The organism is Methylorubrum salsuginis (genome assembly GCF_900114375.1).
In the GTDB taxonomy this organism is placed as follows: Bacteria; Pseudomonadota; Alphaproteobacteria; order Rhizobiales; family Beijerinckiaceae; genus Methylobacterium; species Methylobacterium salsuginis.
Genome location: NZ_FOSV01000001.1, coordinates 168,296 through 191,265 on the forward strand (window position 1 = coordinate 168,296; position 22,970 = coordinate 191,265).

General features: G+C 70.7%; 16 protein-coding genes. 9 read left to right on the forward strand and 7 right to left on the reverse strand.

All coding sequences use genetic code 11. The annotated features are described in order from the left end of the window. Nucleotides 1–9: 9 nt before the first annotated feature. Nucleotides 10–384 carry a response regulator gene (locus BM140_RS00805; protein ID WP_091941000.1) on the reverse strand — a complete coding sequence of 125 codons (375 nt, stop codon included), beginning with the start codon at nt 382–384 and terminating at the stop codon, nt 10–12. 145 nt (nt 385–529) lie between these two features. On the opposite strand from BM140_RS00805, the gene BM140_RS00810 reads away from it, so the two are divergent. Together BM140_RS00810 and BM140_RS00815 are read left to right on the forward strand one after the other, a co-directional pair. After that, the gene (locus BM140_RS00810; protein WP_425287030.1) at nt 530–1,906 is read left to right on the forward strand and encodes a pentapeptide repeat-containing protein; all 1,377 of its coding nucleotides are present in this window, start codon (nt 530–532) and stop codon (nt 1,904–1,906) included. A gap of 27 nt (nt 1,907–1,933) precedes the next feature. Continuing rightward, on the forward strand, nt 1,934–4,303 hold the full coding sequence (locus BM140_RS00815) for a hybrid sensor histidine kinase/response regulator (protein ID WP_091941696.1): 2,370 nt from the start codon (nt 1,934–1,936) through the stop codon (nt 4,301–4,303). Between the two features lie 24 nt (nt 4,304–4,327). On the opposite strand, the gene speB is transcribed toward BM140_RS00815, so the two are convergent. Continuing rightward, on the reverse strand, nt 4,328–5,329 hold the full coding sequence (gene speB / locus BM140_RS00820; RefSeq protein WP_091941002.1) for an agmatinase: 1,002 nt from the start codon (nt 5,327–5,329) through the stop codon (nt 4,328–4,330). A 428-nt stretch (nt 5,330–5,757) separates the two neighbouring features. Between speB and BM140_RS00825 the strand changes: the two genes are divergently transcribed. After that, nucleotides 5,758–8,433 carry an AMP-binding protein gene (locus BM140_RS00825; protein WP_091941004.1) on the forward strand — a complete coding sequence of 892 codons (2,676 nt, stop codon included), beginning with the start codon at nt 5,758–5,760 and terminating at the stop codon, nt 8,431–8,433. 56 nt (nt 8,434–8,489) lie between these two features. Here the strand turns inward: BM140_RS00825 and BM140_RS00830 are convergent, their stop codons facing one another. From BM140_RS00830 to BM140_RS00845, 4 genes are all read right to left on the reverse strand, one after another. Further along, a complete protein-coding gene (locus BM140_RS00830) occupies nt 8,490–8,795 on the reverse strand; it encodes a hypothetical protein (RefSeq protein WP_091941006.1) in 306 nt (101 codons plus the stop codon). Between the two features lie 209 nt (nt 8,796–9,004). Next, nucleotides 9,005–10,921 carry a putative bifunctional diguanylate cyclase/phosphodiesterase gene (locus tag BM140_RS00835; RefSeq protein ID WP_091941698.1) on the reverse strand — a complete coding sequence of 639 codons (1,917 nt, stop codon included), beginning with the start codon at nt 10,919–10,921 and terminating at the stop codon, nt 9,005–9,007. 334 nt (nt 10,922–11,255) lie between these two features. Continuing rightward, nucleotides 11,256–12,542, reverse strand: coding sequence for a bifunctional phosphopantothenoylcysteine decarboxylase/phosphopantothenate--cysteine ligase CoaBC (gene coaBC, locus BM140_RS00840; protein ID WP_091941007.1), 1,287 nt, complete (start codon nt 12,540–12,542; stop codon nt 11,256–11,258). Nucleotides 12,543–12,593: 51 nt separating this feature from the next. Beyond that, a complete protein-coding gene (locus BM140_RS00845) occupies nt 12,594–13,682 on the reverse strand; it encodes a polyphosphate kinase 2 family protein (RefSeq protein ID WP_244535228.1) in 1,089 nt (362 codons plus the stop codon). A 136-nt stretch (nt 13,683–13,818) separates the two neighbouring features. On the opposite strand from BM140_RS00845, the gene BM140_RS00850 reads away from it, so the two are divergent. The 4 genes from BM140_RS00850 to BM140_RS00865 all read left to right on the forward strand — a co-directional run bounded on the left by BM140_RS00850 (nt 13,819) and on the right by BM140_RS00865 (nt 19,753). Beyond that, complete coding sequence (locus tag BM140_RS00850) at nt 13,819–14,415, forward strand: histidine phosphatase family protein (protein WP_091941009.1); 597 nt, start codon at nt 13,819–13,821, stop codon at nt 14,413–14,415. Nucleotides 14,416–14,613: 198 nt separating this feature from the next. Then, a complete protein-coding gene (locus BM140_RS00855) occupies nt 14,614–18,681 on the forward strand; it encodes a Pls/PosA family non-ribosomal peptide synthetase (protein ID WP_425287031.1) in 4,068 nt (1,355 codons plus the stop codon). Between the two features lie 70 nt (nt 18,682–18,751). Next, nucleotides 18,752–18,961: a hypothetical protein gene (locus BM140_RS00860; RefSeq protein WP_091941011.1), complete on the forward strand. Its 210-nt coding sequence runs from the start codon at nt 18,752–18,754 to the stop codon at nt 18,959–18,961. Nucleotides 18,962–19,036: 75 nt separating this feature from the next. Continuing rightward, nucleotides 19,037–19,753, forward strand: a complete 717-nt coding sequence (locus BM140_RS00865; RefSeq protein ID WP_091941014.1) for a RibD family protein — start codon at nt 19,037–19,039, stop codon at nt 19,751–19,753. 127 nt (nt 19,754–19,880) lie between these two features. Here BM140_RS00865 and BM140_RS00870 read toward each other — a convergent pair whose 3' ends face one another. Further along, complete coding sequence (locus BM140_RS00870; RefSeq protein ID WP_091941016.1) at nt 19,881–20,309, reverse strand: VOC family protein; 429 nt, start codon at nt 20,307–20,309, stop codon at nt 19,881–19,883. 184 nt (nt 20,310–20,493) lie between these two features. Between BM140_RS00870 and BM140_RS00875 the strand changes: the two genes are divergently transcribed. After that, entirely contained in the window at nt 20,494–21,300 is an 807-nt protein-coding gene (locus BM140_RS00875) for an SDR family NAD(P)-dependent oxidoreductase (protein WP_091941018.1), read from the forward strand. Nucleotides 21,301–21,304: 4 nt separating this feature from the next. Beyond that, a complete protein-coding gene (locus BM140_RS00880; RefSeq protein WP_091941020.1) occupies nt 21,305–22,675 on the forward strand; it encodes a dihydrolipoyl dehydrogenase in 1,371 nt (456 codons plus the stop codon). Nucleotides 22,676–22,970: the final 295 nt, after the last annotated feature.

Sequence of the window (22,970 nt, forward strand, 5' to 3'; positions counted from 1 at the left end):
CGCCCGCGCTCAGGACGTCGCCCCGATCGCCGCGCCGATCTGGCTCAGCAGCTTGGGGAAATCGATCGGTTTCGGATGATAATCGTCGCAGCCGGCCTGGATCGCCTTGTCGCGGTCGCCCGACATGGCGTGCGCGGTGAGCGCGATGATCGGGATCGCGCGGGTGTCGCCACCGGCCTTCAGGGCACGGGCAGTCGACCAGCCGTCGAGCACCGGCAGGTTCATGTCGAGCAGGATCACGTCGGGCTGGGCCGCGCGGGCCTGCTGCACGCCGGCCTCGCCGTCATGGGCCAGCACCACCTCGTAGCCGCGGCGCTTGAGGCGCCGGGACAGGAAGTCCCAGATCTCCTCGTGGTCCTCGACCAGCAGAATCTTGCCCGACACGCCCGCCCATCCCCTCTCGCGCCGCCACGGCGCCCCGCATCAACGCACGGAACGCCCGCCGGGTCGCACAATCGCCGCGGTGCAAGCGTCTCGCCATCCGCCCCCGCCTGCCTGTATCGCTCAGGTCGGCGGTGCGAGGGGGGATATGGTGCGGGACGCGGCGGTGCAACATGGCGGGACGGAGGACGATCCGCGCGTCGCCGCCCTGCTGGCGCAGCTCGGCGCCGGGGCGGCGGTCCTCGACGGAGCGGGCCGGGGCGGGCTCGCCGGAATGCGCCTGGGGCGCGCCGCCCTCGCCCCGCGCATCGAGGCGAACGCCGCGCCCCGGTGGTGGACCGCCGAGACCGGCGGGCTCGATCTCGGCGGGGCCGACCTCGCGCAAGCAGACCTCGAAGAGACCGACCTGTCGGGCGCCAACCTCCGGCGGGCGCGGCTGCCCGGCGTGCTCGCCCGCTCGGCCGGCTTCGAGGGCGCCTGCCTGGAGGAGGCGGACTTTTCCGGCGCCGACCTCTCGGGCGCGCGCTTTCGCGGCGTCGCGGGGGGCCAAGCGGTCTTCGGCGAGGCGATGCTGGAGGATGCCGACTTCTCCGACGCCGTGATGCGCTTCGCGACATTCGGGAAAGCGCTGCTCGACGGCGCGCGCTTTCCCGGCGCCGACCTGTGGGGCACCGACTTCACCGGGGCCGATGCCGACGATTCCGTGTTCCGCGCCGCCCGGCTCGACGAGGCGAACCTGTCCGACTGCAACCTGACGGGGGCGGATTTCGAGGGGGCCAGCCTGAAGAAGGCGCGGCTCGTCGGCTCGCGCCTGCGGGGCGCCAACCTCGCCGGCTGCCGCCTCGACGGGGCCGACCTGTCGGAGGCGGATTTCTCGCGCACCAGCCTGGTGCGGCTCGATCTGACGACCTGCAAGCTCCACCATGCGCGCTTTGCGGGCGCGTGGCTGGAGGGCGTGCGGCTCTCGCACGAGCAACTCGGCGGCGCGGTCGGGGAGGAGGCCGCGGGCGAATACGAGGCGGCGCAGGCGAGCTACCTGACGCTGGAGCGCAACCTCCAGAGCATCGGCAGCCATGCCGGGGCGAGCTGGGCCTACAAGCGCGGGCGCCGGATGGGCCGCCGCCATGCCGGCCAGCAGGCCCGCAAGGCTTTGGCCCGGCGCGATCTGCGGGGAAGCCTCGCCCACGGCTATCGCTGGGTCGCCGACCGCTTCGTCGAGTGGCTGTGCGATTACGGCGAAAGCCTCTCGCGCATCGCCCGCGCCTTCGCCATCGGCATCGTCCTGTTCGCGGGCGCCTACGGGGCGACCGGAGGGCTGTCGCGGGAGGGCACGGGCGTGCCCACCTACAATCCCCTCGACCTCGTGAGCTACAGCGCCCTCAACATGCTCACCGCCAACCCGCCGGAGATCGGGGTGAAGCCGGAGGGGCGCATCACCAACCTGCTCGTCGGCGTGCAGGGCGCCGTCGGCATCGTGCTGATGGGCCTGTTCGGCTTCGTGCTCGGCAACCGGCTGCGGCGCTGAAGGGGACGGACGATGGAGGACCACACCATGAGCGCTCAGGACGCGAAGCCCTCCCCGCCGAGCGCGGCCGATTTCCGCAACCTCGCCGACGCGCTGCCCCAGCTCGCCTGGATCGCCGACGGGGCGGGCAACCTGTTCTGGTACAATCGCCGCTGGCACGACTATACCGGCACGACGCCCGCCGAAATGGCCGATCACGGCTGGCGCAAGCTGCACCACCCGGACCATCTGGAGCGGGCCGCCGCGCGCTTCTCCGCCTGCATCGCGGCGGGCGAATCCTGGCAGGACACCTTCCCCTTACGCGGGAAGGACGGGCGATACCGCTGGTTCCTGTCGCTCGCCGAGCCGGTGCGGGGGCCCGACGGCACGGTCGAGCGCTGGTACGGCACCAACACCGACGTGACCGAGACGCGCGAGGCGCAAGAGGCGCTGCGCCTCTCGGAAGAACGCTTCCGCGCGCTGATCGACGCCTCCGCGGCGGTGATCTGGAACACCAACGCGGAGGGCGAGCTCCTGCCGCCCCAGCCGCGCTGGGCCGCCTATACCGGCCAGAGCGAGGAGGCCTATCAGGGCTGGGGCTGGGTCGATGCGGTCCATCCCGAGGATCGGGCGCGGGCGGCGGAGGTCTGGGCCGAATGCGTCGAGCAGGTCCGCCCCTACGAGGTCGAGTATCGCCTGCGCCGCCACGACGGCGCATGGCGCGACACGGAGGTGCGCGGCGTGCCGGTGCTAGCCGAGGACGGCACGATCCGCGAATGGGTCGGGCTCAACATCGACATCACCGTGCGCAAGGAGGCCGAGGCCGAGGTCGAGCGCGCCCGCGCTTCCGCCGAGGCCGCCAACCTCGCCAAAAGCCAGTTCCTGGCCAACATGAGCCACGAGCTGCGTACGCCGCTCTCGGCGGTGATCGGCTATTCCGAGATGCTCGGCGAGGAACTGGAGGATCTGGGCCAGGCCGAGCTGCTGCCCGACCTGCGCAAGATCGAGTCCTCGGCCCGCCACCTGCTGGGGCTGATCAACGACGTGCTCGACATCTCGAAGATCGAGGCCGGGCGCATGACGCTCGCCGCCGAGACCTTCGAGGTCGCGAGCCTGATCGACGACGTGTCGGCGGCGACCCAAAGCCTGATCGCCAAGAAGCGCAACCGCTTCCGCCTCGACCTCGCCCCCGATCTCGGCGCGATGCATCAGGACCAGCTGAAGCTGCGCCAATCGCTGATCAACCTGATCGGCAACGCCGCCAAGTTCTCCGAGGATGGCGACATCGCCCTGAGCGTCCGCCGCAGCCGCGCGGACGGCGCCGACTGGCTGACGTTCGCCGTCTCCGACACCGGCATCGGGCTCACCGAGGAGCAGATGGGGCGGCTGTTCGAGCGGTTCTCCCAGGCCGACGAATCGACCACGCGCCAGTTCGGCGGAACGGGCCTCGGCCTCGCCATCACCCGCGCCTTCTGCGAGCGGATGGGCGGCGCGATCGAGGTCGCCAGCACCTACGGAAAGGGCGCGACCTTCACGATCCGGCTGCCCGCCGAACTGGCTTTGCACGAGGAGGAGGAGGCGGCCGAGAGCGTGGCGGCCCGCATCCACGAGATCACCGAGGGCGAGGCGCATCTGCACGACGTGGTGCTGCTCGTCGACGACGACCCCGCCGCCCGCGACCTGCTCCAGCGCTTCCTCGAGCGCGAGGGGTTCCGCGTGCGCACCGCCAATGACGGCCGGGCCGGGCTGACGCTGGCGCGCGCCCTGAAACCGCGGGCGATCCTGCTCGACATCGAGATGCCGCGCATGGACGGCTGGGCGGTGCTGCACGCGATCCGCACCGACCCGGACATCGCCGAGACCCCGGTGATCATCACCAGCGTCGTCAACGAGTTCAGCCTCGCCCACGTGCTCGGCGCCACCGACTACCTCGTCAAGCCGGTCGATTGGAGCGCCCTCAAGGAGGCGATGGAGCGCTATCGCCCGGCCGGGTGCGAGGGCAGCGTGCTCGTCATCGACGACGATGCCGATGCCCGCGAGCGGGTGCGCCGCACGCTCCAGCGCGACGGCTGGCAGGTGCGCGAGGCCGAGAACGGCGCCCAAGCGCTGGAGAGCCTGGATGCGGCGCGGCCGAGCCTGATCCTGCTCGACCTGATGATGCCGGTGATGGACGGCTTCGCCTTCCTCAGGGCGCTGCGCGGGCGGCCCGACGGCAACGTGCCGGTGGTGGTGCTGACCGCCAAGGAGATCACGCCCTCCGAGAAGGAGAGCCTCGGGCGACAGGCCGACCGGCTGATCGTGAAGGGCTCGATGAGTCTCGCCGAGATCGGCCGCCAGCTGCGCGACCTCTACGACCGCCACGACCGCGTGCCGCTGCCGGGCGAGATCCAGGGACTGATCGAGCGGCTGCCGTCGTGACGCCGGGAACGCGAGGAAGCCGGCTCAGGCCGCCGCCCGCGCCGCGACCCGCTCGGCCAGCAGGCACAGGATCTCGAACAGGAGGCCGGCGCCCGCCAGCGCCGTGACGCCGCCGGCGTCGAGCGGGGGCGCGACCTCGACGAGGTCGGCGCCGACGAGATCGAGTCCGCGCAACGCCCTGAGCAGGTGCAGCGCCTCCCGCGTGGTGAAGCCGCCGATCTCCGGCGTGCCGGTGCCGGGGGCGAAGGCGGGATCGAGGGCGTCGATGTCGAAGCTGAGATAGGCCGGCGCGTCACCCACCACGGCGCGGGCCTCGGCCGCCACCTCCGGCAGGCCGCGGGCGCAGACCTCCTCCATCTCGACGATGCGGATGCCCCGATCCTTGGCCCAGTCGCGCTCGTCCGCCGCATCCATGCTGCCGCGGATGCCGATCTGCACGCAGCGCCGGGGGTCGAGCACGCCCGCCTCCACGGCGCGGCGGAACGGGGTGCCGTGGGTCAGCCGCGAGCCGCCGTACTGGCTGTCGTCGGTGTCGCTGTGGGCGTCGATATGGATCAGCCCGAGCGGCCGCCCCGCCCCCAGCGCCCGCAGGATGGGAAAGCTGACGAAGTGGTCGCCGCCGACCGAGAGCGGCACGAGGCCGGCCTCGGCGAGGGGGCGGTAGAACGCCTCGATGCGCCGGTCGGTCTCGGCGGCGTCCACGGGATTGACCGGAACGTCGCCGAGATCGGCGCAGGCGGCCAGCGCGTAGGGCGCGATGCCGGTGGCGTGGTTGAGCGCCCGCGTGCCGGTGGAGGCCTCGCGCACCGCCCGCGGGCCGAGCCGGGCGCCGGGCCGGTTGGTGGTGGTACCGTCGAACGGGATGCCGATCAGCCCGATCTCGACCGCGCCCGGCGCCGCCTCGGGCGCCAGCACCGGCAGCCGCATGAAGCTGGCGAGGCCGGAGAAGCGCGGCGTCTCCATGCCCGAAGCCGGCCGGAACCGGGCCAGTCGCTCCCGTCGTGCGTCGTCCGCGTTCGCCGTCATGCCGCCTCTCCGGAAGGGTTTCGTCCGCACCGCCGAGGATACCCGCAAAGGCCGCCCCGCGCCGAGGGCGGCGCCTCCCTTTCGGCCATCACCGAATTGTGCTCTACGAAACCGCACGGAGCGCCGGCCTCGCTGCAGCAAATTGATCTACCAAAAAATTGGCGACGATCATGCTCAAGATAGCATCGTTGGGAACGTGCCTTTCCAGCCTACCGGCAGCATTGATGACAGAACTTGGCTGCACGCGACTTAATCACGTCAACGTCATTCGCAGCGACCACTTTCTTGAATATTTTATCGAGCAGCGAAGCAAGCTTCCGAACATCGAGGCTCTGAAGGAATTTTTTGCGTATCAGGATCATCCGAAAGCCGATTGGCTCCATGGCGAACTTGCGGAAAACTATAGGGAGTTATGCGGCCGGAATAACATGCCGCCGGAGACGAAACCCTTCCTGCACAATCTGATGCACGAGGAGTTCGACCTCCTGCTGATGGACAATCTGGGAGACGTCGGGCGCAAGCTGGTGCACTGCGTCAATCCCGAGCTGGGCACGTTCAAGGTGAACTCCGCCGTGGGGGAAAGTCCGAGACGCCAAGCGTTCTGGCCGCTGTGTCGCTACACTCCGCTCATCGAGACGGCGCAGTCGGTCGAATGCTGGAAAAAGATTATCGGTTATCTGAAAAAGCTGCAGCCCCGGGCACGGATTGTCTTCTTCTGCACGCATTACCACAATGCGGCGGACGATCCGGTGCGGCAGGAACGTGCGCGGGCGTTCTATCCTCTGTTCGCCGAGCGGATGGCCGGGTCCGGCGTCGCCGTGATTCCGCCGATCGAGCTGCCGTCCCTTCTCTACAAGCTGCCCGACAAGGACCATTTCGAGGGTCAGGTCTACCGGGCTCTGGCGGGGCACCTCTACCTCACCACCGTGGCGAAGTTCGATGGATTGCCGGCGAACCCGATCGGCTCCGTTCAGGCTCCGGCCTCGCCGGCCCCTCGCGAGGCGGACGGCATCTCCGTTCGCCCCGAGCCCTTGCCGCCGCCTCCGCAGGAGACGGTCGCGCGGGCTGCGGCCGAGCCCCCCGAGGCGAACACGATCCCGATGGGAATCCGCAGCTATGGGCGCGGCCCGGCCGCGGCCACGGTTCGAACCGTCGCGATCTCGCTGTCCGAGGCGGTCGCGGATTACCTCAAGGTCGCGCCGACGGTCGTCGACGAGGCGTCGGGCACGGATACCGTCGATGGCTGGGACAGTTTGAGCCAGCTCAACATCATGACGCATCTGGAAAAGGTATTCGGCATCCAGTTCGCCTTCGACGACATAACGGACGCCAAGACCGTCCAGACCATTCGCGAGGCGCTGCGCCATCTCGGCATCGTCGCGTCGGACGAACCTGACGGGGCGTCGATCACGGCCGCGATCACGCAGGATCCGCCGTCGGGGCCGGACGTCGCGCTCGAATCCCGAACGAAGCTTCCTCCGGCCGACCTGTTCCAGGTCCGCCTCCCCGACACCAACCTGTTCGCCGATTTCGTCGCTCGGGCCCTGCGGACGCCCGACACGCGCTTCGCGCTCTTCGTGAGCCGGGGCACCGAGCGGCCCCTGGATTGCGGCGGGATGCTCCGCCATGCGCTGGGCGCCGCCCGTCGCCTCGAACATCTGCCGCGCGGCTCGATCGTCGGCATCATGCTCCCGCATTGCGAGCACATCTACGGCACGTTCATCGGCTGCGTTCTGGCAGGGCTCATCCCGACGATCCTGCCGCCGCTCACGTCGAAGCAGGATCCGGAGGTGTTTCGGCGTTCGATGGACGTCCTGCTCCAGCGCGTCCGCCCGGGCGCCCTCTTCACGACGCGGGCACTGGAGGCCACCCTGCCGAGCTGGGTGCCCGTCCAGAGGATCGAGGACATCGAGCCGGTCTCCGCCGAGACGCTGGTGGCGGACGTGAACGCCCTGCCCGCGACCGATCCGGCCGCGACGGCCTTCCTTCAGCACAGCTCGGGCACGACGGGCCACAAGAAGGGGGTGATGCTGAGCCACGCGACCGTGCGGCGGCATGTGACGGCCTACGCCGCCAGCATCGGCTTGCGGCCGCGCGACGGGATCGCCTCCTGGCTGCCCCTCTCTCACGACATGGGCCTCATCACGAGCTTCCTGATGCCGACGATCATGGGCAACCCGATCGTCAGCCTGGATGCCATGGAATGGGTCGCGAACCCGACCCTGCTGCTTCACCACATCGAGCGGCAGCGCACGGCCTTCGTCTGGCTGCCGAACTTCGCGTTCCACCACATCGTCCGGGCGGATGACGGCGCACGGACGTTCGACCTGACCTCGCTGCGGGGGGTGATCAGCTGCTCGGAGCCGGCCCGCAGCGCGAGCTTCGATGCCTTCGCCGGGCGCTACGCCGCGATGGGCTGCGGCCCGGACAAGCTCGGCGTCAGCTATGCCATGGCGGAGAACGTCTTCGCCGTCACCCAGACCGGCCTCGGGGTGCCGACGGCGCGCGATCCCGCCTCGCCCTATCTCTCGTCCGGCACGCCGCTGCCCGGCGTCGAGATCGAGATCCGTGGAGAGGACGGAAAGCCCGCGGCGGAGGGCGAGGTCGGCGCGATCCATCTACGCGGCCCGTTCCTGTTCGAAGGCTATCACGCCCAGCCCGAGCTCACGGCCGAGCGTCTCCACGACGGCTGGTACGACACCCGCGACATCGGCCGGGTCAAGGACGGGCAGCTCACCGTCTACGGCCGCAACGACGACATGCTGATCGTCAACGGCCGCAACATCATCGCCCACGAGGTCGAGGACGAGGTCTCCCGCCTGCCCGGCGTCGCGCCCGGCCGCGTCCTGCTCTGCGCGCCCCACGATCAGGCGGTGGGCTCGGACCGGCTGTCGCTGCTGGCCGAGCCGAGCGACAATGCGGACGAGGCCGCCCTCAAGGCCAGCCTGCGCGACGCCGTCCTGGCGATCTGCGGCATCGCCCCGACCTACATCGCGGTGCTGCCGCGCGGCTTCCTGATCAAGTCGACGAGCGGGAAGATCGCGCGGGAGGAGAGCAAGCGGAAGTGGCTGGACAGCTCGTGGAAGCCCGACATGGCGGCCTGATCGCGAGCACCACCCCGGTTTCGGTTTCCGGGGCGATGCTCCGACGCCTGCCCGCGTCAGCCGCCCTGCTTGCGCAGGCCGCTCTCGTCCCCCGAGCCGTCCGTCATCCGGCCCGGCGCGCCGCTCGTGTTCGCTTCTTCCGCATCCGCGTCTCCTTGCCGGGCGCCGACATGGTCGTGGTACTGCTCGGTCTGGACGTTGCGGCTGTCGAGGCCGCGCTCGTCCGAGTGGCGGGACTTGTCGCGATTGCTCAGCACCGCGTTCTCGCCGAGCATGCCCTCGGGCAGCTCGGTCATGGCGCCGGTGCCGTCGCCCTTGCCCTGCGCGCCGGGCCCCATGCTGTGCCGGTCGGCCTTGGCCATGGTCTCGCTCCTGTTCGCTCACGGTATCGTGAGCGGGCGGAGGTGGGGGCCGGGCCGGCGGCCGCAAGGCCCCGGCGTCAGATTGCCCCGCCGAATCAGCCCCCTCATACCAAATCCGGTTGATCCCTTCGGGATGGCGGATTTGGGCTTCGCTCAAGGGCCGCGCGGGCTGCCGATACGGTCCCCGCTTGAATCAAGCGGGGACCGTATCAGGCGATCAGGCGCGGGGCCGGAGGGGCCTCGACCGCGCCCGCTTCGATCTCGTCGAGGCGCTGCAGCAGGGCGGTCATCCGCATGGGCCGGCCGATCAGGTAGCCCTGGACCGAGCGGCAGCCGAGGCGGCGCAGGATCGCGAGCTGGCCCTCGGTCTCGACGCCCTCGACGATGCAGGGCAGGTCCAGATTCCGGCAGAAATCCAGGATGGTGGCGACGATGCGCTCGCCGCGGGGCGCGTGCAGGTCGGCCATGAAGCTGCGGTCGATCTTCACCTTGTCCAGCGGCAGGCGGTGGACGTAGCTGAGGCTCGAATAGCCCGTTCCGAAATCGTCGAGCGCGATCTGGATGCCGAGCGCCCGCAGCAGGGTGATGGCGTCGCAGGCGCGCTCGAAGTCGCGCATCAGCGCCGTCTCGGTCAGTTCCAGGGTGAGGCGGCGCGGATCGAATCCGCTCGCCCGCACGATCTCCATGATCGAGATGACCGTCTCGGGGGAGGCGAGGTCGTGCGAGGAGAGGTTGAACGACAGGCCGATGCCCGGCGGCAGGCGGGCGGCGTCGGCAAGCGCCTTGCGCAGCAGCGTCGTCGTCAGCCGGTGGATCGCACCGCAGCGCTCGGCGGCCGCGATGAAGCGGTCGGGCGCGATCCGGCCCAGCGTCGGATGGGTCCAGCGCGCCAGCCCCTCGACCATGACGACGCGGTTCGTCCGCAGGTCGAGGATCGGCTGGACCTGCACCTCGATCTCCCGGACGAGGTCGGGGCTGTGGAGCGCCGCCTCGATGGCGCGCTCGGTGCGGATGGCGTTCTCGTGCTCCTGCGAGAACATCGTGGTGTGGCCGCGCTGGTTGAGCTTGGAATGGTACAGGGCATAGTCGGCCCGGTCGAACAGCGCCGCCGCATCGCGGCCGGCCGCGGGATAGAGGGCGAGGCCGGCCGAGCAGCCCGCCGTCACCCACGTCTCCCCGAGCCGGATCGGCGCCCGCAGCGCCTCGCAGATGCGGGCGCAGACCGCTGCCCCGTCGTCGCCCTCGGACGAGGGGCGGATGAGCGCGCCGAACTCGTCGCCGCCGAGCCGCGCCACGCTCACCCCACTCCCGGCGAAGCCGGCGAGGCGTCGTCCGGTCTCCTGCAGCACCCGGTCGCCGGCCTTGTGGCCGTAGGTGTCGTTGATCGGCTTGAAGCGGTCGAGGTCGAAGATCGCGAGCGCGAACGGGGGCTCGCCTTCGGTCAGGACTTCGAGTTCGCTGAAGAAGGCGCGGCGGTTGGGCAGGCCGGTCAGGCTGTCGCTGAGGGCGAGGCGCGCATTCTCCTCGGCGAGGCGCTGCGCCTCGAACTGCGCGCGCATGAGGGTAATGAAGGCCCGGAAGTTGTTGGCCAGGATGCGCACCATCACGACCGTCACGAAGGTCGTGTTGAGGGCGATGGCGATGAAGACGCCGTTGCGGCTCGTCAGGCAATGGATCAGGAACGCCACCGTCACGATCACCGTCACCCCGAAGGCGGCGAGCGGCAGGTGGGTCAGACAGAAGATGCAGCCGATCACCGTGATGGCGATGAAGATCGCCACGTGCCCCTGCTCGTAGGGGCCGCCATGGACGCCGAGCGCGATCGCCCAGCCGACGAAGGAGACCGCGAAGACGAGGGCCAGGGCGGTCGTCAGGCGCAGGTGCCGCTCGGCCTGCGCCTCGGAGAAGGTCGCGGGCCGCATCCGCCACCATTGCAGGGCGCGGGCCGCGCAGATGCTCACGAACACGGCCGGACAGACGAGGGTGAGCCAAGCCGGCGCGAGGCCGAAATGGGTGAAGGCCAGGGCGCAGGCATTCACCGAGAGCAGGGCGTAGAGCGAGATGACCTGGGTCCGCAACTCGACCAGTTGCCGGACGGCGACGGGGCCGGAGGAGCGGGCGAACATCTCCTCGCCCAAGAAACGATGGACCTGTGCGCGAACCCGCTCGAAGGACGACATTTTTTCGCGTTCTCGCTCGATCGTCGAGATGTGAGCGGATCGCCTTAAGAATTGATGACTTGAAGATTCGCGGGCGCAAAGCCGATCGGACGGCGAATCTTGGAAAGATCACCGTCCGGGACGAGCGCTTTCGGGGATCGCGCCCCGTCCTTGCCGGGCCGGCCCCTGGTCTTGCGACCCCGGGAGATCGGCCCGACGAAGCGAGCACCGGATCTCGAAAAATCCGATGTGGCAAAAGATCTTGGAGGCTCATCCCGAACCCGGGACTTGAGACGGATTTCTAGCCCGGTCGGGCCGCCAACCATTCCGAAAACCGCGCCACCAGCCGGCGCCCGACCTCCTCCTTGCCGAGCTTCGGCCAGGTCTCGACGCCGCCGTCGCGGGCGACGAGGTGGACCGTGTTGTCGAGCCCGCCCATCACGCCGCCCTCCGCCGAGACGTCGTTGGCCACGATCAGGTCGCAGCCCTTCCGCGCGATCTTCTTGCGGGCATTGTCGAGCACTTGGTCGGTCTCGGCGGCAAAGCCCACCACCAGCGGCGGGCGCCCTTCCGTGCGGGCGGAGATCGTGGCGAGGATGTCGGGATTCTCGACGAGCGTCAGCGGGGCGGGCGTGTGGCCGTCCTTCTTGATCTTGGCGCCGCGCGTCTCGGCCGGGCGCCAGTCGCCGACCGCGGCGGCGAAGATCGCGAGATCGGCCGGCAGCGCCGCCTCGACCGCGGCCAGCATCTCGCGGGCGCTCTCGACCCGCACCACGGTGACGCCCGCCGGATCGGGGAGCGCCACCGGCCCCGAGACCAGGGTGACGCGGGCGCCGGCTTCCGCGGCGGCGGCGGCGACCGCGTGGCCCTGGCGGCCCGAGGAGCGGTTGGCGAGGTAGCGCACCGGATCGATCGCCTCGTGGGTCGGCCCGGAGGTGACGAGCACGTGCCGCCCGGCGAGTCTTTTCGGGGTTTCGCGGCCTGCCAGGAAGCCGAAACCGCCGGCCTGCGCGCGTTGCGCCAGCATCGCCTCCAGCGCGTCGGCGATCTCGTGCGGCTCGGCGAGGCGGCCGGGGCCGAACTCGGCCTCGGCCATCGCCCCTTCGTTGGGGCCGACCACCGTGACCCCGTCGGCCTTCAGGGTCGCGAGGTTTCGTTGCGTGGCCGGATGCAGCCACATCCGCACGTTCATGGCCGGGGCGATCAGGATCGGCAGGGTGGTGGCGAGCAGCACCGTCGCGGCCAGATCCGGCGCGTGGCCGGTCGCCATCCGGGCCATCATGTTGGCGGTGGCCGGTGCCACCACGATGGCGTCGGCGTCGCGGGCCAGCCGGATATGGCCGATCTCGGCCTCGCTCTCCCGGTCGAACAGGTCGGTATGGGTCCGTTCCCCCGCCAGCGCCGCGGCGGCGAGCGGCGTGATGAATTCCTGCGCCGACTCGGTCAGCAGCGGGCGCACCGCCGCCCCCCGATCGCGCAGGCGCCGGATCAGGTCGAGCGCCTTGTAGGCGGCGATGCCGCCGCCGACGACGAGGAGGACGCGGCGGCCGCTGAGCGGGCCGGAGGCGGAGGAAGGGCTACGGGACATGGCCGCAGCACGAAATTCTTTCGGGCTGCGCGTCAAGGGGAGCGACCCGCCTCAATCCGGCACCTTCAGCCCCGCGAGCCCCTCCCGCGCCGGCGGAAAGCGCGGGTCCATCGCCTCCAGGGTGTCGGCGATGGTGCGGGCCACCATCAGGTTGCGGGCCCATTTGCGGTTGGCCGGCACCACGTGCCAGGGGGCGTAGGGGGTCGAGCAGCGCGACAGCGCGTCGTCGAAGGCGGTGCGGTAGGCGTCCCAGCTTTTCCGCTCGGTGAGGTCGGCCGGGTCGAACTTCCAGTGCTTGTCCGGATCCTCCAGCCGGGCCTCCAGGCGCTCCTTCTGCTCGTCCTTGGAGATGTGGAGGAAGAACTTCAGGATCGTGGTGCCCGACAGCGTCAGCAGCCGCTCGAAATCGTTGATGAGGCCGTAGCGCTCGCGCCACGTCTCCTCCGGCACGAGCCCCTTCACCCGCACCACCAGCACGTCCTCGTAATGGCTGCGGTTGAACACGCCGATCAGGCCGCGGCCCGGGGCGCGGGCGTGGTAGCGCCACAGGAAGTCCTGATCGAGCTCCTCCGCGCTCGGCACCTTGAACGACCACACCCGGCACCCTTGCGGGTTCACGCCCTCCAGCACGGAGCGGATGGTGCCGTCCTTTCCGCCGGTGTCGATCGCCTGGAACACCACGAGGAGCGAGCGGGCGTGCTCGGCATAGAGCTTCTCCTGCAACGCCTTGATCCGCTCGCGCTCGTCGGCCAGCGCCGCCTTGGCCTCGGCCTTGTCGAGGCCCCCGGTCGCGTCCGCGTCGACCGAGGCGAGGGCGAAGCGGGTGCCGGGCTCCACCGTGACGATGCCGGGCGCCGCCCGCGCCAGGCGCGGATGCCGATGCGGCGACAGGCTCGGCGCGGTGCCCATCCCGGCATCCGCCGCCCGCGCCCAGGCGGCGGAGGAGGGCGGATGGTCGTCGAGCCGCCTCGTCCGTGCCTCCTGCTTGGCGGCTTTCTTGGCGCTCCGCTTGGCCTTCTTCTCGGCCTTCTTCTCGGTTTCCTTGCCCTTCGTCCTGTGTCCGGCGTCACCCTGCGACGCTGTTTCCCGGATTTTTCCCGGCTCCGGGCCGTCCGCATCCTTGCCGTTCGTCTTGCTCATACCGAAGATCACTCGCTCGTGAGCCGATCGCGGGACCGTGCCCGCGGGGAGGGGAAGCGTTGAGCCCCAAACAGATGCGCCGCCCCCGCCGTTCCCGTGGCCGGGCCGCGGGGCCGATCGCCGGGAAGCCGGCCGCGTGAGCGAGACGCCGACGATCTGGTTCCTGCGCCATGGCCAGACCGACTGGAACGCGCAAGGGCGCCTGCAGGGCCATCGCGACATCGATCTCAACGCCCACGGCCTCGCCCAGGCCGGGGAGGCGGCCGACCGGCTGCGCCGCATCGCCGGGGCGGACCTGCCCACCGCCGACTACGTCGCGAGCCCGCTCCTGCGCACCCGCCGGACCATGGAGACGGTGCGGGCCCGCATCGGCCTGCCGCCGACGGGCTACCGCGCCGAGCCGCGGCTGCGCGAGATCGGCTTCGGCCATTGGGAGGGTCATACCTGGGCCGAGATTCGTCGCCGCGACCCCACGGGCGCCCGCGACCGCGACCGGGACCGCTGGGGCTACCGCCCGCGCGGCGACAACGGCGAGAGCTACGCCATGGTCGAGGCCCGGGTCGAGGAGGTGGTGGCCGAGCTGCGCCGCCCCACCGTGATGGTCTCCCATGGCGGCGTCGCCCGCGCCCTCCTCGTCATCCTCGGCCATCTCGACATCCACGCCGCGGTCCGCATGGGCATCCGCCAGGGCAGCGTCCTCGTGCTCGACGGCAAGGGCTGGCGCTGGACCTGAGCTCTTCGACCGCCCGCCCGCGGAAGCCCCCCGGTTCCTTCGCCGTTCATCGGGTGTATGGGACGCCCCTGACGGGGTGGGGCCGCAACGGCGGCGCGATCCCGTCGCAAAAGCGCCCCGTGCGCCGCGCTACTGGGGCGCCGACGCCGGGGGGCGGACGGACAATCGATCGGCCGAGGGGCCGGCACGGAGCAGCGGATGGACGGTCTCGCCGAGATGAGCCCGACCCGGCAGGACGGCGAGGGGGCGCCCCCGCCGACGGGCCGGGCGGTCCTGCGCGGGCCGGCGCGGCCCGACCTGATCCGCCGGGAGACCCTGGCCGCGATCTTCCGCGATTCCGCGCGGGCGCGCCCCGACGCCGCCTGCCTGATCGACGCCGCCGGGAGCGGCCCCGACGGGCGCCCGCCGGTCCTGACCTATCGAGAGGTCGATGCCCGCTCGGACCGGCTCGCCGCCGCGCTCGGCGCCCGCGGGATCGGGCCGGGCGACGTGGTCGGCCTGTGGATGGCCCGCGGCACCGAATTGCTGATCGCCCAGATCGCCATCGCCAAGTCGGGCGCGGCGTGGCTCCCGTTCGACGCCGAGGCCCCCGCCGACCGGGTCGCGGTCTGCCTCTCGGACGCCGCGGCGAAAGCCCTGTTCGTCTCGCACAATCTGCGCCCGCAGGCGCCGGAAGGCGTGCCGCCCGTCACCACCGCCGCGTTGTCGGGCGAAGTCGCCGACGACGCATCCGCCCCCGATCTCGACGCCGCCGGGCTCACCCCCGAGCACCCGGCCTACCTGATCTACACCTCGGGCTCGACCGGCGTGCCGAAAGGCATCGTCATCAGCCACGCCAACATCTGCCACTTCCTGCGCTCGGGCAACGCCGTCTACGGCATGAGCCCGGACGACGTGGTGTTCCAGGGCGCCTCCGTCGCCTTCGATCTCTCGATGGAGGAGATCTGGGTCCCCTATCTCGTCGGCGCCTGCCTCTACGTGGCGAGCCCGGCCATGATGGGCGACGTCGAGGCGCTGCCCGGCCTGATCGAGCGGGCCGGCGTCACCGTGCTCGATACGGTGCCGACGCTGCTCGCCATGATCCCCGGCGACCTGCCCACCGTCCGCCTCGTCCTGCTCGGCGGCGAGGCCCTGCCCGAGCCGCTGGTGGCGCGCTGGGCGACGCCGACGCGGCGCCTGTTCAACACCTACGGCCCGACCGAGGCGACGGTGGTGGCGACCGCCGCCGAGATGCGGCCGGGCGTGCCCGTCACCATCGGCGGCCCGATCCCGAATTACTCCGTCTACGTCGCCGACGAGGCGCTGAACCTCCTGAAACCCGGCGAACAAGGCGAGCTGCTGATCGGCGGCCCCGGCGTGGCCAAGGGCTATCTCAAGCGCCCCGAGCTGACGGCGGAGAAGTTCGTCGCCAACCCCTACGCCTCCGACGGCACCGACCCGGTGCTCTACCGCTCGGGCGATGCCGTCTCGATGACGGCGGACGGCGACATCCTCTTCCACGGCCGCATCGACGATCAGGTCAAGATCCGCGGCTTCCGGGTCGAGCTCGGCGAGATCGAGGCCCGCATCCGGGGTGAGGAGGGCGTCAACCAAGCCGCGGTGGTGCTGCGCCGCGACGACGAGGTCGACCGCCTCGTCGCCTTCCTGGTGCCCGAGCGCGGCGTCGAGATCGACCGAGGCAAACTGCGAAAGGATCTGGCGGCGCAGATGCCGCCCTACATGGTGCCGGGCCATTTCGAGACGGTCGAGACCCTGCCGCGGCTGACCTCCGGCAAGGTCGATCGCAAGGCCCTCAAGCTCGCGCCCCTCACCGTCGCGGCGAGCGACGGCGAGCAGGAAGAACCCGACAACGAGACCGAGGCCGCCCTCCTGGCGGCTGCGAAAAAAATCTTCGGCGAGCAGCCGATCGGGCTCGAGGCCGACTTCTTCTCCGAACTCGGCGGCCACTCGCTGCTCGCCGCCCGCTTCGTCGGCGCGGTGCGCGAGACCCCCGCGCTCGCCGGCATCACCCTGCAGGACGTCTATGCCGGGCGCACGCTCCGGGTGATGGCCGCGAACCTGATCGAGCGCAGCGGCGGCGTCGGCGCCGAGACCGCCGTGCGCGATTTGAGCTTCGATCCGCCCCCGCTGCTGCGGCGCGCGCTCTGCGGACTGGCTCAGGCCGTCGCGCTCCCCTTCGTGATCGCGCTGGCCACCTCGCAGTGGCTCGGCATCTTCGTCACCTACCTGCTGCTCACCGGCGGCGGGCTCGGCTTCTGGGGCGAACTCGCCGTCCTCTTGCTGGTCTATATCGGCATCAACGCGGTCACCGCGACCGTGGCCATCGCGGCCAAGTGGCTGATCCTCGGGCGGACCAAGCCCGGCCGCTACCCGCTCTGGGGCGCCTATTACTACCGCTGGTGGCTGGCGCAGCGCCTCGCCCCGCTGGTCCACATCAAGTGGCTCCAGGGCTCGCCCGCCCTCGCCACCTATCTGCGGCTGCTCGGCGCGAAGATCGGCGACGACGTGCTGATCTCCGACCTCGATGTCGGCGCGCCCGATCTCCTCACCATCGGCCGCGGCGCCTCGCTCGGCGGGCGGCTCGTCATCGCCAATGCCGAGGTGGTCGGCAACGAACTCGTCATCGGCCCCGTGACCATCGGCGACGACGTCGCCGTCGGCACCTCCTGCGTCATCGGCCACAACACGGTGATCGAGGACCATGCCGAGATCGCCGACCTCACCACCGTGCCGGCCGGCACGACCGTCGGCACCGCCGAATCCTGGGACGGCTCCCCGGGCCGGCGGGTCGGCACCGTCGATTTCGCCGACCTGCCCGAACCCGCCACCGCCTCGCCCGCGCGGCGCGCCGCCTTCGGCGCGGTCTACGCCTTCCTGCTCGCGGCGGTGCCGGCCGTCGGCCTGCTGCCAATCTTCCCGGCCTTCTACATCTTCGACCAGATCTCGGACCGGCTCTCCGAGATCACCGACGTCGATTACCACACCTATCTGCCGCTTCTGACCTGGCCCACCGCCATGCTGATGACGGCGGGCACGGTGCTGCTGATCTCCGGCATCCGCTGGGCGGTGCTGCCGCGGGCGACGTCCGGCACCTACTCGATCTGGTCGGGCTTCTACCTGCGCAAGTGGCTGGTCGCGCTGGCGGCCGAAGTGACCTTGGAGACGCTCTCCTCGCTCTTCGCCACCGTCTACATGCGGGCGTGGTACCGGCTGATGGGCGCCCGCATGGGCAAGGGCGCCGAGATCTCGACCAATCTCGGCTCGCGCCACGACCTCGTCTCGGTCGGCGCCAACAACTTCGTCGCCGACGAGGTGGTGGTGGGCGAGGAGGAAATCCGCCGCGGCTGGATGCACCTCCATACGGTCGAGACCGGCGCCCGCGTCTTCGTCGGCAACGACGGCGTGCTGCCGCCCGGCGCAAAAATCCCCGACGACGTGCTGATCGGCATCAAGTCGAAGCCGCCGAAGAACGACGCCATGCATCCGGGCGAGACGTGGTTCGGCTCGCCGCCGATCCGCCTGCCGGTGCGCCAGAAGGTCGATCTCGGCTCGTCGGCCCAGACCTTCCAGCCGAGCGTGTGGGCCAAGCTCCGGCGCGGCCTGTTCGAGGCCTTCGCGACCTCGTTCTCGCCGATGCTCTACCTCTCGCTCGCCATCTGCGCGATCGACTGGGTGTTCTATCCGGCGATCCTGGAGGGCGACTGGCTCGGGCTGGCGGTCTCGTTCGTGACGGCGAGCGTCGTCATCGCGCTGATCCAGACCTCCACCGTCATCGCCCTCAAGTGGCTGCTGATGGGCCGCTACCGGCCCGGCATGCGGCCGATGTGGTCGTGGTGGGCGATGCGCACCGAGGCCATCGCGGTGGCCTATTGGGGCCTGGCCGGCAAGGTGCTGCTGGAGCACCTGATGGGCACGCCGTTCCTGCCCTGGGTGCTACGCCTGTTCGGCGTGAAGGTCGGCAAGGGCGCCTGCCTTCTGATGACCGACATCACCGAGTTCGACTGCGTCTCGATCGGCGATTACGCGGCGATCAACCGCTCGGCGGCGCTCCAGACCCACCTCTACGAGGACCGCATCATGAAGGTCGGCCGCGTCGAAGTGGGCGACGGCGTCTCGGTCGGCGCCTTCTCGACGGTGCTCTACGACAGCCATGTCGGCGCGTTTGCCCGCCTGCGCCCGCTCACCATCGTGATGAAGGGCGAGTCGATCCCCGCCCATTCGCAGTGGGAGGGCGCGCCCGCGGTGCCGGTGGTGCACGGCGCTTGACCCTGCCACGATGGGAAGGTGCAGACCGTTCCGGCCCGCATAGGCGGGTCCGGATGAGGGAGACAGCTTCGTGAAGACCTGCGTTGCGGCTGCGGCCGCCCTGCTGCTGATGGGCGCGAGCCCGGTCCTGGCGATGAGCTGCTGCGGCGGCTCCAAGGGCAAGGCGGCGATGTGCGCCAAGGGCGGCATGAAAGCCGGGATGTCGATGAGCCGTGCCGAGAAGGGCAAGGGCTGCTGCTGCGAGGGCATGTCCTCGGGTCGGATGAGCCGCCGCGGCTGATGTGATCGGGCGGCGCCGGGACATCGCCCCGGCCCGCCCTAGTTCGGGGCGGAAATGTCAACCCGAGCAGGCCCGATGAGCGAGCAGAACCCGGATCGCCCCTATACCGTCTGTCACATGACCACCTCGGTCGATGGACGCATCAAGGTGCGGCGCTGGAAGACGGTCGATGCCGACGCCCATTACGAGGAGGTCCACGGGCAGCTCGGGGGCGATGCCTGGATGTGCGGGCGCATCACCATGCAGGGCTACGCCGACAGCGCGAAGCCGCTCACCGAGGCGCCCTCCGACGAGCCGGTCTCCCGCGAGGAGCACGTCGCGAAGTCCGACGCCTCCGGCTACGCCGTGGCGCTCGATGCCCGCGGCGCGATGGATTGGGGCGCGCGCAACGACATCACCGGCGACCACGTCGTCGTGGTGACGACGGGGCAGGTCTCCGACGACCGCCTGCGCCGCCTCAGGGCCGGCGGCCAGTCCTACATCGTCGCGGGCGAGCGCGAGGTCGATTTCGCGCTGGCCCTGCGCAAGCTGAAACAGCTGTTCGGCATCGAGCGGCTGCTGATCGAGGGCGGCGGGCGCATCAACGGCTCGCTCCTGAAGGCCGGGCTGATCGACGAACTGAGCCTGCTGCTCGCGCCCGCCGTCGACGGCGTGTTCGGCACGCCGGCCCTGTTCGACTTCGACGGCGAGGAGGCCGACTCGATGGGGTCGCGCCTGCGCCTCACCCGCACGGCCTGCGAGCCCTTCGACGACGGCACCGTCTGGCTCCGCTACCGCGTCGAGCCGGCCTAAATCCGGGGATCCAAGGGCCTCAGGCCCTTGGCGGGGTTTGGGGCGGAGCCCCATGGATGGCTCCGCCGGCCAGGGCTCTGCCCTGGACCCGCGAAAGGACTTGTCCTTTCGAAACCGGGACTTGAGGTCAGCCCGGCTGCTTGGATTGGTTTATCGCCCAGGTGACCCCGAAGGGGTCGCGCAGCTGCCCGTAGACGTCGCCCCAGAACATCTCCTGGTACGGCATCACCACCGTGGCGCCGGCCGCCACCGCCCGGTCCCACCACGCGGCGATGTCGTCCACCGGCAGCATCAGGCTGAAGGATTGCGGCGGCTGGAGCGGGTGGCCGTATTCGGGAAACGCGTCCGAGAGCATCAGCGACGAGCCGTTGAGGTAGAGGTGGACATGCATGGTCCGCCCCTTCTCGTCCGGGGGGATCGCGGCGGCGACCTCGGCCCCGAAGGCCTTTTGATAGAACGCCGAGGCCCGCATCGCCCCGTCCACCGTGAGGTAGGCGACCACGCCGCCCCGTGTCGGAGGCAACGCGGGCGGCAGGCCGGTTTCCGTCTCGCTCATCGTCACGCCCTCCCGGTTCGCCCGAAGCTTACCGCCGCGCGCTCCACGGGCAAAGATGCCCCCTCATCCCGGTCGGATCGCCGCAGAGGCGGCGGGGCGCGGAACGATCGCAAACGCCTCCCGTTGGCCCGCGCATTTCCCATCACAAGCCCGTCGCGTCGGCGTCCGCCATAAAGGAACTCCCATGGATCTCGGTATCAGCGGCCGCGTCGCGGTGATCACCGGCGGCGATTCCGGCATGGGCTACACCAGCGCGGAATATCTTCTGCGGGAAGGTGTCCGGATCGTCCTGTCCGACCTGAAGGAGAAGGAGCTGCAGGAGGCGGCCCAGCGCCTCTCCGCGCTCGGCGAGGTGAAGGCCTGCCAAGCCGATCTCTCCTCCAACGAGGGCGCCCTGAAGCTGCGCGACTTCGCGAACGCCGCGTTCGATGCCAAGCCCACGATCCTCGTCAACGCCGCGGGCGTCACGGGAGCCACCGGCGACTTCCTCGACATCGACGACGACGGCTGGCTCTCGACCCTCCAGGCCGACCTGATGGCGGCGGTGCGCACGGCCCGCGCCTTCATCCCCGGCATGCGTGAGGCGGGTTGGGGGCGGATCGTGTTCTTCACCTCCGAGGATGCGGTCCAGCCCTATGTCGAGGAACTGCCCTACTGCGCCGCCAAGGCCGGATTGATGAACCTCACCAAGGGCCTGTCCAAGGCCTACGGGCCGGACGGCGTGCTGGTGAACTCGGTGGCGCCGGCCTTCGTCGCCACGCCGATGACCGACGCCATGATGGAGAAGCGGGCCGAGGAACTCGGCGTCTCGTTCGACGAGGCGATCGAGAGCTTCCTGGAGGAGAAGCGCCCCGGCATCGTCGCCAAGCGCCGGGGGCGGGTGGAGGAGGTCGCCGCCGCGGTCGCCTTCCTCTGCTCCGAGCAGGCGAGCTTCATCACCGGCGAGAACCTGCGGGTCGATGGCGGCGCCGTCCTGACCATGGCGGCCTGAGCGGATGCGCGAGATCGACTGCGACGTGGCGGTGATCGGCGCCGGCACCGCCGGGATCGCCGCCCACCGCGCCGCCCTGGCGGACGGCGCTCGCTCGGTGCTGATCGAGCAGGGCCCGGGCGGCACCACCTGCGCCCGGGTCGGCTGCATGCCCTCCAAGCTCCTGATCCACGCGGCCGAGGTGGCGCACACGGCGCGGAACGCCGACGCGTTCGGCCTGCGCGTCGCCGATGTACGGGTCGACGGGCCGGCGGTGCTGAAGCGGCTGCGGCGCCTGCGCGACGATTTCGTGGCCTCCGTCTTCGAGGGGCTCGACGACCTGCCCGCGGAATCGCGCCTCATGGGGCGGGCCGTGTTCGAAGGGCCGGAGACGCTGCGCATCGACGACCACACCCGCCTGCGCTTCAAGGCGGCGGTGATCGCCACCGGATCGAGCCCGAGCGTGCCGGAACCCTTGCGCGGCTTGGGTGAGCGCGTGCTCACCACCGACACCGTGTTCGAGATCGAGGATCTGCCGGATTCGCTCGCCGTCCTCGGGGCCGGCCCGGTCGGGCTCGAACTCGCCCAGGCCATGGCCCGGCTCGGCGTGCGGGTCAGCGTGTTCGATCCCGGCGACAGCCTCGGCGGCTTGCGCGATCCCGACCTGACCGGCGCCGCCCGCGAAATCTTTTCGAGCGCCTTCGATCTGCATCTCGGCACGGAGATCGAGGCCGGCGAGCCGGACGGCGAGGGCGTGCGCCTGTCGTGGAAGGGCGGCTCGGGGCCCTTCGACCGCGTGCTCTCCGCCGCGGGCCGCCCGCCGAACGTCCACGGCCTCGGCCTGGAGGCGACCGGCGCGACGCTCGACGAGCGCGGCAGCCCCGCCTTCGATTCCCGCTCCCAGCGCTGCGAGGACACCCGCCTGTTCATCGCGGGCGACGCCAACGCCGACCGGCCGATCCTGCACGAGGCGAGCCGCCAGGGCCGGATCGCGGGCCGCAACGCCGCCCGCCTCGCCGCGGGCGAGGGCGTCGAGCGGCCGGAGCGCTGGGTCATGCTCGCGATGGTGTTCAGCCAACCGCAGATCGCCTCGGTCGGCGGCGGGTTCGATCCGGAGGCCGGCTACCGGGTCGGGCGGGCGGATTTCTGCGACCAGGGCCGGGCCCGGGTGATGGACCGGGCGCAGGGCGGCCTGCGCCTCTACGCCGAGCCGGGCGGACGCCTCGTCGGCGCCGAGATGATCGGCCCGGAGGTCGAGCACCTCGCCCACCTCGTCGCCCACGCGGTTCAGGACGGGCTCGACGCCAAGACCTTCCGCGACCGCCCGTTCTATCATCCGACCCTGGAGGAGGCGTTGGACACCGCGCTCGCCGACCTGATCGAGCGGGACGGCTGATACCGGCCCCTGCTCGGTCCGTTCTGCCTCTCCGCCATTGCGAGGCGGCGTGAGGCAGCATCCGGCCCGACAACCGGAGGCGATCCGAACGCATCGCCCGCCCGCGCCGATGAACGATCCGCTCCGCTCAATCGTTAAGGTTTCGATGGCTCCTTCGCCCGACCGGTTCGGCGGGGGCCTGACGAGAGCCGCAGGAGGCGGGTCGGTTCGACATGCGCGTTCTGTGTGGTTTCAGACAAAACGCCGAGAGCACAAGAGCTTGGCCGTTCCCGGACGCCGAATCCCACCCGCCGGA

Excerpts from the sequence above, each read along its gene's own strand:
- BM140_RS00810 (WP_425287030.1), top strand. The coding sequence starts at position 530 with ATGGTGCGGGACGCGGCGGTGCAACATGGCGGGACGGAGGACGATCCG.
- BM140_RS00815 (WP_091941696.1), top strand. The coding sequence starts at position 1,934 with ATGAGCGCTCAGGACGCGAAGCCCTCCCCGCCGAGCGCGGCCGATTTC.
- speB (WP_091941002.1), bottom strand. The coding sequence starts at position 5,329 with ATGACGGCGAACGCGGACGACGCACGACGGGAGCGACTGGCCCGGTTC.
- BM140_RS00825 (WP_091941004.1), top strand. The coding sequence starts at position 5,758 with ATGCCGCCGGAGACGAAACCCTTCCTGCACAATCTGATGCACGAGGAG.
- BM140_RS00830 (WP_091941006.1), bottom strand. The coding sequence starts at position 8,795 with ATGGCCAAGGCCGACCGGCACAGCATGGGGCCCGGCGCGCAGGGCAAG.
- BM140_RS00835 (WP_091941698.1), bottom strand. The coding sequence starts at position 10,921 with ATGTTCGCCCGCTCCTCCGGCCCCGTCGCCGTCCGGCAACTGGTCGAG.
- coaBC (WP_091941007.1), bottom strand. The coding sequence starts at position 12,542 with ATGTCCCGTAGCCCTTCCTCCGCCTCCGGCCCGCTCAGCGGCCGCCGC.
- BM140_RS00845 (WP_244535228.1), bottom strand. The coding sequence starts at position 13,682 with ATGAGCAAGACGAACGGCAAGGATGCGGACGGCCCGGAGCCGGGAAAA.
- BM140_RS00855 (WP_425287031.1), top strand. The coding sequence starts at position 14,614 with ATGGACGGTCTCGCCGAGATGAGCCCGACCCGGCAGGACGGCGAGGGG.
- BM140_RS00865 (WP_091941014.1), top strand. The coding sequence starts at position 19,037 with ATGAGCGAGCAGAACCCGGATCGCCCCTATACCGTCTGTCACATGACC.
- BM140_RS00870 (WP_091941016.1), bottom strand. The coding sequence starts at position 20,309 with ATGAGCGAGACGGAAACCGGCCTGCCGCCCGCGTTGCCTCCGACACGG.
- BM140_RS00875 (WP_091941018.1), top strand. The coding sequence starts at position 20,494 with ATGGATCTCGGTATCAGCGGCCGCGTCGCGGTGATCACCGGCGGCGAT.
- BM140_RS00880 (WP_091941020.1), top strand. The coding sequence starts at position 21,305 with ATGCGCGAGATCGACTGCGACGTGGCGGTGATCGGCGCCGGCACCGCC.